The sequence below is a fragment of the Bacillus sp. GS3m_15504 genome, from assembly GCF_055825275.1.
Genome location: NZ_JBVVNL010000001.1, coordinates 3399245 through 3413840, shown reverse-complemented (window position 1 = coordinate 3413840; position 14596 = coordinate 3399245). Strand labels below are relative to the sequence as shown.

At 38.5% G+C, this 14596-nt stretch carries 15 protein-coding genes and 1 other annotated feature (1 of these 16 only partly in view); all 15 genes read left to right on the top strand.

Going from position 1 to position 14596, the window contains the following annotated elements; genetic code table 11:
• Positions 1 to 218: a binding site (T-box leader), on the top strand (it extends 10 nt beyond the left edge of the window).
• A 72-nt stretch (positions 219 to 290) separates the two neighbouring features.
• The 15 genes from ilvB (at position 291) to hisI (ending at position 14596) form a co-directional block, all read left to right on the top strand.
• Entirely contained in the window at positions 291 to 1991 is a 1701-nt protein-coding gene (ilvB, locus tag AC0L0O_RS17910) for an acetolactate synthase large subunit (RefSeq protein ID WP_000095857.1), read from the top strand.
• On the top strand, positions 1988 to 2497 hold the full coding sequence (ilvN, locus tag AC0L0O_RS17905; protein WP_000822948.1) for an acetolactate synthase small subunit: 510 nt from the start codon (positions 1988 to 1990) through the stop codon (positions 2495 to 2497). Before ilvB ends, ilvN begins: the two co-directional genes overlap by 4 nt.
• A 26-nt stretch (positions 2498 to 2523) precedes the next feature.
• On the top strand, positions 2524 to 3534 hold the full coding sequence (ilvC, locus tag AC0L0O_RS17900) for a ketol-acid reductoisomerase (RefSeq protein ID WP_001151738.1): 1011 nt from the start codon (positions 2524 to 2526) through the stop codon (positions 3532 to 3534).
• 1 nt (position 3535) lies between these two features.
• Positions 3536 to 5056: a 2-isopropylmalate synthase gene (gene leuA, locus AC0L0O_RS17895; protein ID WP_000809584.1), complete on the top strand. Its 1521-nt coding sequence runs from the start codon at positions 3536 to 3538 to the stop codon at positions 5054 to 5056.
• Between the two features lie 77 nt (positions 5057 to 5133).
• Positions 5134 to 6198, top strand: a complete 1065-nt coding sequence (leuB, locus tag AC0L0O_RS17890) for a 3-isopropylmalate dehydrogenase (RefSeq protein WP_000415355.1) — start codon at positions 5134 to 5136, stop codon at positions 6196 to 6198.
• Complete coding sequence (gene leuC / locus AC0L0O_RS17885; RefSeq protein ID WP_000520131.1) at positions 6198 to 7592, top strand: 3-isopropylmalate dehydratase large subunit; 1395 nt, start codon at positions 6198 to 6200, stop codon at positions 7590 to 7592. Before leuB ends, leuC begins: the two co-directional genes overlap by 1 nt.
• Positions 7570 to 8151, top strand: a complete 582-nt coding sequence (leuD, locus tag AC0L0O_RS17880) for a 3-isopropylmalate dehydratase small subunit (protein WP_000433171.1) — start codon at positions 7570 to 7572, stop codon at positions 8149 to 8151. Before leuC ends, leuD begins: the two co-directional genes overlap by 23 nt.
• Positions 8152 to 8461: 310 nt before the next feature.
• The gene (hisZ, locus tag AC0L0O_RS17875; protein ID WP_000170326.1) at positions 8462 to 9724 is read left to right on the top strand and encodes an ATP phosphoribosyltransferase regulatory subunit; all 1263 of its coding nucleotides are present in this window, start codon (positions 8462 to 8464) and stop codon (positions 9722 to 9724) included.
• Positions 9700 to 10335 carry an ATP phosphoribosyltransferase gene (hisG, locus tag AC0L0O_RS17870; RefSeq protein ID WP_001244471.1) on the top strand — a complete coding sequence of 212 codons (636 nt, stop codon included), beginning with the start codon at positions 9700 to 9702 and terminating at the stop codon, positions 10333 to 10335. The genes hisZ and hisG overlap by 25 nt, the downstream gene beginning before the upstream one ends.
• 11 nt (positions 10336 to 10346) lie before the next feature.
• Positions 10347 to 11636, top strand: coding sequence for a histidinol dehydrogenase (gene hisD, locus AC0L0O_RS17865; protein ID WP_000406994.1), 1290 nt, complete (start codon positions 10347 to 10349; stop codon positions 11634 to 11636).
• Entirely contained in the window at positions 11636 to 12220 is a 585-nt protein-coding gene (gene hisB / locus AC0L0O_RS17860) for an imidazoleglycerol-phosphate dehydratase HisB (RefSeq protein ID WP_001209295.1), read from the top strand. Before hisD ends, hisB begins: the two co-directional genes overlap by 1 nt.
• Complete coding sequence (gene hisH, locus AC0L0O_RS17855) at positions 12221 to 12850, top strand: imidazole glycerol phosphate synthase subunit HisH (RefSeq protein ID WP_000560343.1); 630 nt, start codon at positions 12221 to 12223, stop codon at positions 12848 to 12850.
• Positions 12823 to 13542, top strand: coding sequence for a 1-(5-phosphoribosyl)-5-[(5-phosphoribosylamino)methylideneamino]imidazole-4-carboxamide isomerase (hisA, locus tag AC0L0O_RS17850; RefSeq protein ID WP_131371101.1), 720 nt, complete (start codon positions 12823 to 12825; stop codon positions 13540 to 13542). The genes hisH and hisA overlap by 28 nt, the downstream gene beginning before the upstream one ends.
• Positions 13536 to 14294, top strand: coding sequence for an imidazoleglycerol phosphate synthase cyclase subunit (hisF, locus tag AC0L0O_RS17845; RefSeq protein WP_075395463.1), 759 nt, complete (start codon positions 13536 to 13538; stop codon positions 14292 to 14294). The genes hisA and hisF overlap by 7 nt, the downstream gene beginning before the upstream one ends.
• Entirely contained in the window at positions 14291 to 14596 is a 306-nt protein-coding gene (hisI, locus tag AC0L0O_RS17840) for a phosphoribosyl-AMP cyclohydrolase (protein WP_000803978.1), read from the top strand. Before hisF ends, hisI begins: the two co-directional genes overlap by 4 nt.

Below are 14596 nucleotides of genomic sequence, written 5' to 3'. Positions count from 1 at the left end.
TGAGAGGGAGGAGTAGTTGATTGTGAAGCCTCACAGAGAGTCGGTGGTTGCTGGAAACCGATGGTTCACGTCGACGAACATCGCCCTTGAGTGCTAAGCTGAAGCGTTTGTCTAGGCTTAGACGGTAGCTCCGTTATTAGCTAGACTCATTTATGGGTCACTGAGGCAAGAGTATTCTTGCAAAGAAGGGTGGTACCGCGAAATCTTTCGTCCCTTCAGCACATAGCTGGAGTGTGGACGTAGGATTTTTTTTATTGATAAAAGTTTTTAAAAGGGGGCTTATGAGAACAATGTCTTCAAAAACGGAAGAGAAACTGGCAACCGGTGCACAGCTATTGTTAGAAGCGCTAGAAAAGGAAGGAGTAGAAGTGATTTTTGGTTATCCTGGTGGTGCAGTTTTACCTCTTTATGATGCGCTCTATGACTGTGAAATTCCGCATATTTTAACAAGGCATGAACAAGGAGCTATTCACGCCGCGGAAGGGTATGCCAGAATTACTGGCAATCCAGGGGTTGTCATTGCAACGAGTGGACCAGGTGCTACGAATGTAATTACTGGTCTAGCAGATGCGATGATTGATTCATTGCCACTTGTTGTATTTACAGGGCAAGTAGCAACAACGTTAATTGGAAGCGATGCTTTCCAAGAAGCGGATATTATGGGGCTTACGATGCCAGTGACAAAACATAACTATCAAGTGCGAAAGGCTTCAGATTTACCTCGAATTATTAAAGAAGCATTTCATATTGCTAGAACAGGAAGACCAGGCCCAGTCGTCATTGACCTTCCGAAAGATATGGTAGTAGAGCAAGGCGAACGATGTAGTGATGTGCAAATGGATTTACCAGGATACAACCCTAATTATGAACCGAATCTACTGCAAATAAACAAATTATTACAAGCAATTCAGGTTGCAAACAAGCCATTAATTTTAGCTGGAGCAGGTGTATTGCATGCGAAAGCTTCAAAAGAATTAACAAGTTTTGCTCGTAAATATGAAATTCCTGTTGTGCATACATTACTTGGTCTTGGTGGGTTTCCACCAGATGATGAACTATTTCTAGGGATGGGAGGAATGCATGGTTCTTACACAGCTAATATGGCGTTATATGAATGCGACTTACTCATTAATATAGGCGCTAGATTCGATGATCGTCTTACTGGAAATTTAGCTTATTTTGCGAAAGAGGCGACTGTCGCGCATATCGATATTGATCCAGCAGAAATCGGAAAAAATGTACCGACTGAAATTCCTATTGTTGCAAGTGCTAAGCAAGCGCTCCAAGTATTGCTTCAACCAGAAGGAAGGAAAGAAAATCATCATGAGTGGATCTCTTTATTAAAGAATAGAAAAGAAAAGTATCCATTCTCTTATAAACGAAATTCTGAAAGTATTAAGCCTCAATATGCAATTGATATGTTATATGAAATTACGAAGGGAGAAGCGATTGTAACAACAGATGTGGGGCAACATCAAATGTGGGCAGCCCAATATTATCCGCTCAAAACTCCAGATAAATGGGTAACTTCAGGAGGACTAGGAACGATGGGATTTGGATTTCCGGCAGCAATTGGTGCACAAATTGCAAAGCCTGATGAACTAGTTATTGCAATTGTCGGTGATGCTGGATTTCAAATGACTCTGCAAGAATTAAGTGTGTTAAAAGAACACTCTTTACCTGTTAAAGTATTTATTTTAAATAATGAAGCTTTAGGAATGGTAAGACAATGGCAAGATGAATTTTATAACCAAAGATATTCGCACTCTTTACTATCGTGTCAACCAGATTTCGTTGCTCTTGCGAATGCGTATGGCATAAAAGGGGTTCGCATAGATGATCCACTTCTTGCGAAGAAACAATTGCAGCATGCAATTGAATTACAAGAACCAGTCGTAATTGATTGCCGTGTACTTCAATCAGAAAAGGTAATGCCGATGGTTGCGCCAGGGAAAGGTGTTCACCAAATGGAGGGAGTGGAAAAAAGGTGAAGAGAATTGTTACAGCAACAGTTCGAAATCAAAGTGGTGTGTTAAACCGAATTACAGGTGTTATGACACGAAGACATTTTAATATTGAAAGTATTTCAGTAGGTCATACGGAATCATCGGACATATCGCGGATGACGATTGTTGTACACGTTGAAAATGAACAGCAAGTAGAGCAGTTAATTAAACAACTTCATAAGCAAATTGATGTTTTGAAAGTATCAGATATTACAGAAGAAGCGATGATTGCAAGAGAACTCGCACTTATTAAAGTAGCAACATCAGTAGCAAGAGCAGAATTATACAGTTTAATTGAACCGTTTCGAGCCGCTGTAATAGATGTTGGGAAGGATTCCATAGTTGTGCAAGTAACAGGTACGCAGGAAAAAGTAGAAGCATTAATTGAATTACTTCGTCCATACGGTTTGAAAGAAATTGCAAGAACAGGGGTAACAGCCTTTACGCGTAGCATGAAAAAGCAAGATAAGCAAGTAATGTTAATTCAATAATCATTTAAATATAGGGGGAAATGAAAATGGCAAAAGTTTATTATGAAAAAGATGTAACGGTAAATGTATTAAAGGAAAAGAAAGTAGCGATCATTGGATATGGCTCGCAAGGTCATGCACATGCGCAAAATTTACGTGATAACGGATTTGATGTAGTAGTAGGTTTAAGAAAAGGGAAGTCTTGGGATAAAGCGAAAGAAGATGGATTTTCTGTATATACAGTAGCGGAAGCAGCAAAACAGGCTGATGTAGTAATGATTTTGCTACCGGATGAACTGCAACCAGAAGTATATGAAGAGGAAATTGCGCCAAATTTACAGGCAGGAAATTCTCTCGTTTTTGCACACGGATTTAATGTTCACTTTGATCAAGTGAAACCACCAGTGAATGTAGATGTATTTCTAGTAGCACCAAAAGGTCCAGGACATCTTGTGCGTCGTACGTTTAGTGAGGGCGGAGCTGTTCCTGCATTATTTGCAGTATATCAAGATGCAACAGGAGTTGCGACTGAAAAGGCACTTTCTTATGCTGATGGAATTGGAGCGACGAGAGCTGGTGTATTAGAAACGACATTTAAAGAAGAAACGGAAACAGATTTATTTGGAGAGCAAGCAGTACTTTGCGGCGGAGTAACTGCGCTAGTCAAAGCTGGATTTGAAACGTTAGTTGATGCCGGATATCAGCCGGAACTTGCATATTTTGAATGTTTACATGAACTGAAACTTATTGTTGACCTTATGTATGAAGGTGGACTTGAAAATATGAGATATTCAGTTTCAGATACAGCGCAGTGGGGCGACTTCGTATCAGGACCACGTGTTGTAACAGAAGATACGAAGAAAGCGATGGGTACAGTGCTAGCAGAAATTCAAGATGGTACATTTGCAAGAGGTTGGATTGCAGAGCATAAAGCAGGAAAACCAAATTTTTATGCGACAAATGAAAAAGAGAATGAACATGAAATCGAAGTAGTTGGACGTAAATTACGTGGAATGATGCCTTTCGTACAGCCGCGAGTAAAGGCAGGGGTCAAATAATATGAAGCAAATTTTGTTCATGGATACGACGCTACGTGATGGCGAACAATCACCAGGAGTAAATTTAAATGAACAAGAGAAATTGCAAATTGCAAGGCAATTAGAGAGACTAGGGATTCATGTCATGGAAGCTGGCTTTGCAGCAGCTTCCGAAGGGGATTTTCAATCGGTAAAGCGCATCGCAAATACAATTCAAAATGCTACAGTTATGAGTTTAGCAAGAGCGAAAGAAAGTGATATTCGAAGAGCATATGAAGCTGTGAAAGGTGCGGTATCTCCTCGTTTACACGTATTTTTAGCTACGAGTGATATTCATATGAAGTATAAACTTTGTATGTCAAAAGAAGATGTATTAGATAGTATTTATCGATCGGTTACACTTGGGAAATCGTTATTTCCGACAGTACAATTTTCAGCAGAAGATGCAACAAGAACAGCAAGAGATTTTTTAGCTGAAGCGGTAGAAGTTGCGATTCGTGCAGGAGCGAATGTAATTAATATTCCAGATACAGTTGGGTATACGAATCCAGAAGAATATTATGCTCTTTTTAAATATTTACAAGAATCCGTTCCTTCATATGAAAAAGCAATTTTCTCTTGTCATTGTCATGATGATCTTGGGATGGCGGTAGCAAATTCATTAGCTGCAGTTGAAGGCGGAGCGTTGCAAGTAGAAGGAACAATTAATGGGATTGGAGAAAGAGCAGGGAATGCGGCGTTAGAAGAGGTTGCAGTTGCTCTTCATATTAGAAAAGATTTCTATAAAGCAGAGCCTTCTATGACGCTAAAAGAAATTAAAGCGACAAGTACATTAGTAAGCAGATTAACGGGTATGGTTGTACCGAAAAATAAAGCGATTGTTGGAGCAAATGCATTCGCTCATGAATCAGGCATTCATCAAGATGGTGTATTAAAAGAAGTGACAACATATGAAATTATTGAACCAGCGCTAGTAGGCGAATCTCAAAATCTATTTGTACTTGGAAAACATTCTGGGCGTCACGCGTTTACAGAAAAAATGAAAGAACTTGGCTATGAATTTACAAACGACGAGCGGGATGCAGTATTTGAAGCATTTAAAAAATTAGCTGATCGTAAGAAGGAAATTACTGAGGAAGATTTACGAGCACTTATGCTTGGTGAAGCAGCATTTGCGGCTCAGCAATATAACATTACGCAATTGCAAGTACATTTCGTATCAAATAGTACACAATGTGCGACAGTTGTACTAAAAGATGAGGAAGGAAATGTATTCGAAGATGCAGCTACTGGCTCTGGTAGTATTGAAGCGATTTATAATGCAATCCAAAGAATTTTAGGATTGGAATGTGAATTGGCGGATTATCGCATACAATCTATTACACAAGGTCAAGATGCACTGGCTCATGTTCATGTTGAATTAAAAGAAGGAGCACATCAAGTATCAGGTTTTGGTGTTGCACAAGACGTATTGGAAGCGTCGGCAAGAGCATATGTCCACGCAGCGGGGAAATTGAAATCTTTTATCCAGCTTGTGAAATAAGTGTTTGATAGGTGAGAGGAGCTATTCTCGCCTATCAAACTAAAGTTCTGAAAATTCGGTTAAAAGGAGTGTTGAAATTGGAAAAACGTATCGTTTGTTTAGCTGGTGATGGTGTTGGCCCAGAAGTTATGGAAAGTGCGAAGGAAGTATTGCATATGGTAGAGAGGCTATATGGACATCATTTTCATTTGCAAGATGAGCATTTTGGTGGTGTTGCTATCGATTTAACGGGGCAACCATTACCACAACGAACACTTGCAGCTTGTTTAGCAAGTGATGCGGTTTTACTAGGCGCAGTTGGTGGACCAAGGTGGGATGGTGCGAAAGAAAGGCCAGAGAAAGGATTATTAGCTTTAAGAAAAGGGCTTGGTGTATTTGCGAACGTCCGCCCTGTCACGGTAGAAAGTGCAACGGCACATTTATCGCCATTGAAAAAGGCTGATGAAATTGATTTCGTTGTCGTTCGTGAATTAACAGGTGGGATTTATTTTTCTTATCCGAAAGAACGAACGGACGAAGTAGCAACAGATACACTTACGTATCATCGCCATGAAATTGAACGTATCGTTTCTTACGCCTTTCAATTAGCGAGTAAGCGGAAGAAAAAAGTAACATCTATTGATAAGGCGAATGTTTTAGAATCTAGTAAACTATGGAGAATTGTAACAGAAGAAGTAGCACTTCGTTATCCAGATGTTGAACTAGAACATATTTTAGTAGATGCGGCCGCTATGGAGCTAATTCGGAATCCAGGACGGTTTGATGTAATTGTAACAGAAAATTTATTTGGGGATATTTTAAGTGACGAAGCTTCCGTATTAGCTGGATCATTAGGGATGCTTCCGTCAGCAAGTCACGCGGAAAAGGGACCTTCCTTATATGAGCCTATTCACGGATCGGCACCGGATATTGCCGGGAAAAATAAGGCGAATCCAATTGCTATGATGCGCTCTGTTGCCATGATGCTTGGGCAATCGTTCGGATTAACGAGGGAAGGGTGTGCAATTGAAGAAGCGATTTCAGCAGTCCTTAAATCAGGAAAATGTACAGCAGATATCGGGGGGACTGAAACGACAACTTCATTTACAAAGGCAGTTATGCAAGAAATGGAAGAACAAGCGCTAGTAGGGAGAGGAAGATAATGGGGAAAAGGTTGCTAGATAAGCTTTGGGAAAGACACGTAGTTACGACCAACGAAAATGGATTGGATTTATTATATATCGATCTGCATCTTGTTCATGAAGTAACGTCACCGCAAGCCTTTGAAGGCTTGCGGCTTACAAATCGAACGGTACGCAGACCAGATTTAACATTCGCAACGATGGATCATAATATTCCAACGAAAGATGTTTGGAATATTACCGATCGCATTGCGAAGCAGCAACTAGATACGCTTCGGGAAAATTGTAAACAATTTCAGGTGCCGTTAGCGGATATCGGGGATGAAGAGCAAGGGATCGTTCATGTTATCGGACCAGAACTTGGGCTCACGCAGCCAGGAAAAACAATTGTTTGTGGTGATAGTCATACAGCAACGCACGGTGCGTTTGGCGCGCTAGCATTTGGCATTGGTACGAGTGAAGTGGAACATGTATTGGCAACGCAAACGTTGTGGCAAAGAAAACCGAAAGCGATGGGAATTGAGTTAAAAGGAAAATTACAGAAAGGCGTTTACGCAAAAGATATTATTTTGCATCTCCTTTCAAAGTACGGTGTAGCAGTTGGAACTGGATACGTAATGGAATTTTACGGAGAGACGATTGGGACCATGGAGATGGAAGAGAGAATGACGCTTTGTAATATGGCGATTGAAGGAGGAGCAAAAGCGGGTATTATCGCACCAGATGAAAAAACATTTGCTTATGTAAAAGGACGTAAATATGCACCGAGAGACTATGAAACTTTCGAGAAGAAATGGTTTGAACTGTATACAGATGCAGATGCAATTTATGATTTACATATTTCGATAGATGTTACGGATTTAGCGCCGTATGTTACGTGGGGAACGAACCCGAGTATGGGAGTTCGTATTGATGAGAAATTGCCAGAAAAGCATGATGTAAATGACGAAAGAGCATTCTCTTATATGGGATTAATCCCTGGACAAAGTACGTATGACATTCCAGTTCAGCATGTCTTCATTGGATCTTGTACAAATTCTAGATTATCTGATTTAGAAATTGCTGCATCTGTTGTGAAAGGGAGAAAGGTAAAAGAAGGTGTGCGAGCACTCGTTGTACCTGGATCGAAAAGAGTAAGGGATGCGGCGATGCAAAAAGGACTACATCACATATTTGAAGAAGCTGGATTTGAATGGAGAGAACCTGGATGTTCCATGTGTCTTGGAATGAATCCAGATCAAGTACCTGAAGGAGAGCATTGTGCTTCAACTTCAAATCGTAATTTTGAAGGAAGACAAGGAAAAGGAGCACGAACGCATTTAGTTAGCCCAGCAATGGCGGCAGCAGCTGCGTTATATGGTCATTTTGTTGATATTAGAAAGGAGAGTTATGATGGAGCCATTTCGTATTCATAAAGGTACTGCCGCAGTACTAATGAATGATAACATTGATACGGATCAAATTATTCCGAAGCAATATTTAAAGAGAATTGAAAGAACTGGGTTTGGAAAGTTTTTATTTGATGAGTGGCGATATGATAATGAGCGACACGAAAACCCTAATTTCCCACTAAATGCACCAGATAGAAAAGGAGCAAGTATATTAATTACAGGTGATAATTTTGGATGTGGTTCTTCAAGAGAACATGCACCTTGGGCACTTGCTGATTATGGTTTCCGCGTAATTATCGCCGGAGGATTTGCAGATATTTTTTATATGAATTGTATGAAAAATGGTATGTTACCAATTGTAATGGATAAAGACATGCGAGAAAATCTTACCAAAACGGATGCAAGAGAACAAATAGAAGTAGATTTAGAGAATGAAGTCATTACAACGAGTACCCACAGATTCCATTTTACAATCGAGAAAATGTGGAAAGAGAAATTATTAAATGGTTTAGATGAAATTAGTATTACAATGCAATATGAACAAGAAATAAGAGAGTATGAAAGAAAGGTAGCTGTATATTAAGAAATAACGGAATGTTTAAAATGTATTTACATTCAGAATTATGTGTTATATACTATGTAAAAATTAGAGGAGAAAGGGAGTAAGTATTATGAAAACAATGCAATCTATTGAAATGCTTACACAACTACATCATCATACGTAAAGCCCTTGAACCTAACGTGAAAACGTGTAGGTGCAAGGGTTATTCCCGTTGTACCTACACGCTACGAAAGAGCCTTGTAGGTATATTTTATCTACAAGGCTCTTTTTATTTTCGGTTTAGGTGCATGAAATAAGCATACATTAGAAAGGGAAAGGTGTGAGAATTTAGATGACAAAATGGAAACGGGCAAACCCAAATGGAACGAGAGATTATTTATTCGAAGAATGTACGTTAATTGAAGAAGTGGAGCAAAAATTAAGGCGTACTTTTTTAGAGAGAGGTTATGAAGAAATAAGGACACCAACAATTGAATTTTATGATGTGTTCGCCTTTCAAAGCAGGCCGATAGATGAAGAAAAGATGTATAAATTTTTTGATGAAAAGGGGCGGATTATCGTATTGCGTCCAGATATGACAATTCCTTTAGCGAGAGTGGTGGGAACGCAGAGGTGTGATACGCCACTTAAAGTGACGTATAGCGGAAATGTATTTCGAGCGAATGAGTCTCTTGCTGGAAAATATAATGAGATTGTACAAAGTGGTATTGAAGTTATCGGTATTGATAATGTAAGAGCTGAAATTGAATGTGTTATAAGCGTCATTCAATCACTTCAAAAGTTAAGGGTGCAATCTTTTACAATAGAGATTGGGCAAGTACAGTTATATAAATGTATTGTCAAAAAGCTCTCCATTCATGAGGAAGAAGAGAAATTTCTTAGAACATATATTGAAAGTAAAAATTATGCCTCTTTATCCAATTTTATTAGAGATAAGAAATTAGATCGATGTGATGAAACAGTAAAGTTACTGGAGAAATTACCGAGGTTATTTGGGAATTTAGAAGTGATTGAGGAAGCAGAAAAACTCGCCTCAAGTAATGAAATGAAAATGGCTATTACAAGAGTAAAGGAAATATATGAAGCAATTGAAAAACTAGGCTATGGATCTTACATATCAATTGATTTAGGAATGATTCAACATTTGGACTATTATACAGGTGTTATTTTCAAAGGGTATATATATGAAATTGGAGAAGAAATTGTTAGTGGAGGAAGATATGATGAGTTAATTGGAAATTTTGGAGAAATGTTACCGGCTGTTGGACTCGCGGTGCAAGTTAATCAAATTGTAAAGGCGCTGCAAGAGCAGCAAGAGCCATATGAACGAAAGAGAATAGATATTATGATTCATTACGAGTTAAATAGATTAGCAGAAGCGGAACGATTACGAAATTTACTTCAAAAGGACGGGAAAAAAGTAGCGCTATCTTTATTCTCTAATTTAAATGATACTTTTCAATTTGCTAGAAAAAATCAAATCGTAACGGTCGTTGAGGCAAAGAGTGAATCATTAGTGGAATATGTGTGGAAAGAGAAATGGGTCGTCCAGAAAGAAGGGGAAACTTCATGCGTAACATTCAAATTGCGTTAACGAAAGGGAGATTAGAAAAACATGTGATTCCGCTCTTTGAGCAGATTGGAATTGATTGTTCAGAGCTCAAAAATAAAGGAAGAAAACTTGTCTTTCAAAGTAAAAATACGGATATCTCATTTATTTTAGTGAAAGCAGTAGATGTTGCTACTTATGTAGAACATGGAGTAGCAGATATCGGAGTCGTTGGAAAAGATATTTTAATGGAAAACGAGAAAGATATTTATGAAATGTTAGATTTAGGAGTAGGCGTGTGTAAGTTTTGTGTCGCTTCTATTCCTACGTATAATCCGAAGAGCTACCGGAAGAAATGCATTGCGACGAAATATCCACATATTACTTCTAACTATTTTCATAATAAAGGAGAGGATGTAGAAATTATTAAAATAGAAGGTTCTGTAGAAATTGCTCCTATTCTTGGATTGGCAGATGCGATTGTTGATATTGTTGAAACAGGAAAAACATTACAAGAAAATGGACTCATTGTATTTGAGGAAATGTATTCTATATCTGCTCGAATGATTGTAAATAAGGCTGCCTTAAAAACTAAAAAAGACGAAATATTCAGTATTATAAATATGATGGAGCAAGAAATTTTGTCAGGAAAATAGGGGGACTTGTAATGGAGATAGTTTGTGAGGATTTTCAAAAGGCGTTAACGAAAATAAAACTGTTACGAGAAAACGCTAATATAATAGAAGAAACTGTTCAAAGAAGTGTCAGGGAAATCGTTCAGAATGTAAGAGAGAGTAGAGATGAGGCGTTATCTTTCTATACAAAAAAGTTTGATGGTGTAGAGATTAAAGATGTTCGTGTAAGTGAAGAAGAAATAAAACAAGCGAGTATGTTTGTAGAGAGTTCATTTTTAGAAGCGTTACAAGAGGCGAAGAAAAACATTATTTCGTACCATGAAAAGCAAAAAAGACAATCGATGTTTGATTGCACGAGTAAAGGCATCATAAGGGGACAAATCATTCGGCCGTTAGAAAATATAGGGGTATATGTGCCAGGCGGAACTGCTTCGTATCCTTCGTCAGTATTAATGAATGTATTGCCAGCAAAGCTCGCGGGTGTGAAAAAGATTGTAATGGTAACACCGCCAAGAGCAGGAGGAATTGATCCGCATATTTTAGTTGCTGCAAGCCTTGCAGGAGTAGATGAAATTTATATGATAGGTGGCGCGCAAGCAATTGCTGCTTTAGCATACGGGACGGAATCGATTCCAAAAGTAGATAAAATAGTTGGACCAGGAAATTTGTACGTCGCTCTAGCGAAACGAGAAGTATACGGAATAGTAAATATCGATATGATTGCTGGACCGTCAGAAATAGTAGTTATTGCTGATGAAACTGGCAATGCAAAATATATTGCTGCAGATTTATTATCACAAGCAGAACATGATGAGAGAGCGACAGCAATTTGTATTACAACGAATATAGAATTAGCAAAAGAAGTAGAAAAAGAGATAGAAAGGCAGTTAGAAACATTACCAAGAAGCGAAATTGCACGTGAATCAATAAATAGAAATGGAGCCATTTTTATCGTTCCTTCTATAGATGAGGCACTACAGTTATCGAATGAAATCGCCCCGGAACATTTAGAGTTACATATAAAAGAACCGATGAATGCTCTAGCTTATGTGAAACATGCAGGATCTATCTTTCTTGGACCGTATGCACCAGAACCGCTCGGTGATTATTTAGCGGGACCGAATCATGTATTACCGACAAGTGGAACGGCAAGGTTTTTCTCGCCGTTATCAGTCGATGATTTCGTGAAAAAATCAAGTTTTCTATCTTATACGGAGGGAGCATTAAGAGATGTAAAACATCATATTGTAGAACTTGCCAATAAAGAAGGGCTACATGCGCATGCGAGAGCAATTCAAATAAGATTTGGGGAGGAAGAATAATGCGGGAGTCTAGTCAAATACGTGAGACGACAGAAACAAAAATAAAATTAAGTTTGCAGCTTGATGAAGGAAAGAACGTTTCTGTACAAACGGGAGTTGGTTTTTTTGATCATATGCTAACTTTATTTGCAAGGCATGGAAGATTCGGTTTGCAAGTGGAGGCGGAAGGCGATGTATTCGTTGATGCGCATCATACAGTTGAAGATGTTGGGATTGTACTCGGAAATTGTTTAAAAGAAGCATTGCAAAATAAAGAGGGGATTAACCGTTACGGCTCGGCATATGTGCCGATGGACGAATCTTTAGGCTTTGTCGCAATTGATATTAGTGGGCGCTCATATATTGTATTTCAAGGAGAATTAACGAATCCGAAACTTGGGGATTTTGATACAGAACTAACAGAAGAATTTTTTAGAGCAGTTGCTCATGCCGCCAATATTACATTACATGCTCGCATTTTATATGGAAGCAATACACATCACAAAATTGAAGCATTATTTAAAGCGTTTGGTAGAGCGCTTAGAGAAGCAGTCGAAAGAAATGCCCACATTACTGGTGTAAATTCAACGAAAGGGATGTTGTAATTGATTGCCATTATAGATTATGGAATGGGAAATATTCGTAGTGTAGAACAAGCATTAAAATACATTGGAGCAGCGTACATCGTAACGAGTGATAAAGAAGAGATTTTTAGAAGTGATGGAGTGATTTTACCAGGAGTAGGTGCATTTCCAAAAGCTATGGATATATTGGAAGAAAAAGATTTAGTTCGTGTGTTACAAGAAATTGGGCGTTCAAGAAAACCACTTCTAGGCATTTGCTTAGGAATGCAGCTTTTATTTGAAAAAAGTGAGGAACTCCAAGATTGTAACGGATTAAGTTTATTGCCAGGTGTTATTCGAAAGTTAAAAGTTCCTTATAAAATTCCTCATATGGGATGGAATGAGTTAAAGAAAGAAGGAGAAATAGCGCTTTGGAATGGAGTAGAGGACGGTTCTTTCGTATATTATGTCCACTCTTATTACGCAGATTGTCCAAATGAAATTGTGTATGGAATAAGTGATTATGGAGTGAAAGTACCTGGTTTTGTAGCAAAAGGAAATATATATGGTGCGCAGTTTCATCCTGAAAAAAGTGGTGACATTGGCATGCAAATGTTGAAAAATTTTAAAGGAGTGGTAGAAACATGGAAATCTTCCCAGCTATCGATTTAAAAGAAGGGCGATGCGTGAGACTGTATCAAGGCGAGTTTAGTAAAGAAACAGTAATGAATGAGGACCCGGTTGCGCAAGCGATTATATTTGAAAAATTTGGGGCGAAAAGGTTGCACATTGTTGATTTAGATGGAGCAGTTGCTGGCGAGTCATTAAACTTGTCCGTCATTGAAAGGATTTGCAAGGCAGTACGTATTCCTGTGCAAGTTGGAGGAGGAATTCGATCACTTGTAGCGGTAGAGAAGTTATTTTCAGTAGGGGTAGATAAAGTGATTTTAGGAACAGCTGCTCTTTATGATAAGACATTTTTAGAAGAAGCAGTTCTTCTATATAAAGAAAAAATCATCGTTGGAATTGATGCGAAAAATGGTTTCGTAGCAACGAGAGGTTGGCTTGATGTGTCTGAAATTTCTTACATTGATTTAGCAAAGCAAATGGAGAAGATAGGTGTTCAAACGATTGTATTTACAGACATTTCGAAAGACGGGACACTTGCAGGGCCGAATATAGAGCAATTGGAGTTACTACAAAAAAGCGTTGCTATTCGTCTTATTGCTTCTGGAGGAGTTGCATCTATACAAGATGTGAAAAATTTAAATGATATGAACATATACGGCGTCATAATTGGTAAGGCTCTTTACGAGAAAACGATTGATTTAGAAGAAGTGCTAGAGGTAACAAAGTTATGTTAGCGAAACGTATTATTCCATGTCTAGATGTGAAAGAAGGGCGAGTCGTAAAGGGGGTAAATTTTATAGGGTTACAAGATGTCGGTGATCCTGTTGAAATAGCAGCTTTATATAATGATGCGGGAGCAGATGAAATAGTATTTTTAGATATTACGGCAACGCATGAAGGACGAAAAACAATTATAGATGTTGTAGAAAAAACGGCTTCAAAAGTATTTATTCCTCTTACAGTTGGCGGAGGAATTTCAAGTGTGAAAGATATGTACAATTTACTAAGAGCGGGAGCAGATAAAGTTTCAATTAACTCAGCAGCAGTGCGAAATCCAAAATTAATCGAAGAAGGGGCACAGCACTTTGGTTCACAATGTATTGTCGTAGCAATTGATGCTAGAAAAGTAGCAGAAGGTAAGTGGAATGTATATGTGAACGGCGGAAGAGTTGATACGGGAATGGATGCAATTGGGTGGGCAAAGCGCGTTGTTATGCTTGGTGCCGGCGAAATTTTGTTAACGAGTATGGATGCAGATGGAACGAAAAACGGATATGACCTTCGTTTAACAGAAGAAATTTCAAAAAGTGTTTCCATACCAGTCATTGCGTCGGGTGGATGTGGTCATGCTGATCACATTATAGAAGTGTTTCAAAAGACAACAGTAGATGCAGCGTTAGCGGCATCAATCTTTCATTACGGTGAAGTGACAATAGGGGACGTAAAGAGAAAGTTAAGAAATGCAAACGTCGAGGTGCGGTTATGAAACCTAACTTTTCAAAAGGACTATTACCGGCAGTTGTAATTGAAGAAGGTACAAAAGAAGTTTTAATGCTAGCTTATATGAATGAAGAAGCATATGAAAAAACGCTAAAAACGAAAAGAACATGGTTTTATTCTCGTTCAAGAAGGTCGCTATGGAATAAAGGAGAAACGTCAGGTCATGTCCAACATGTGCAATCTCTTTATTTAGATTGTGATCAAGATGCAATCGTCGTTTTCGTAAAACAAGTAGGACCTGCTTGCCATACGGGAGAAAAAACGTGTTTTCATTACAAAATTATATAG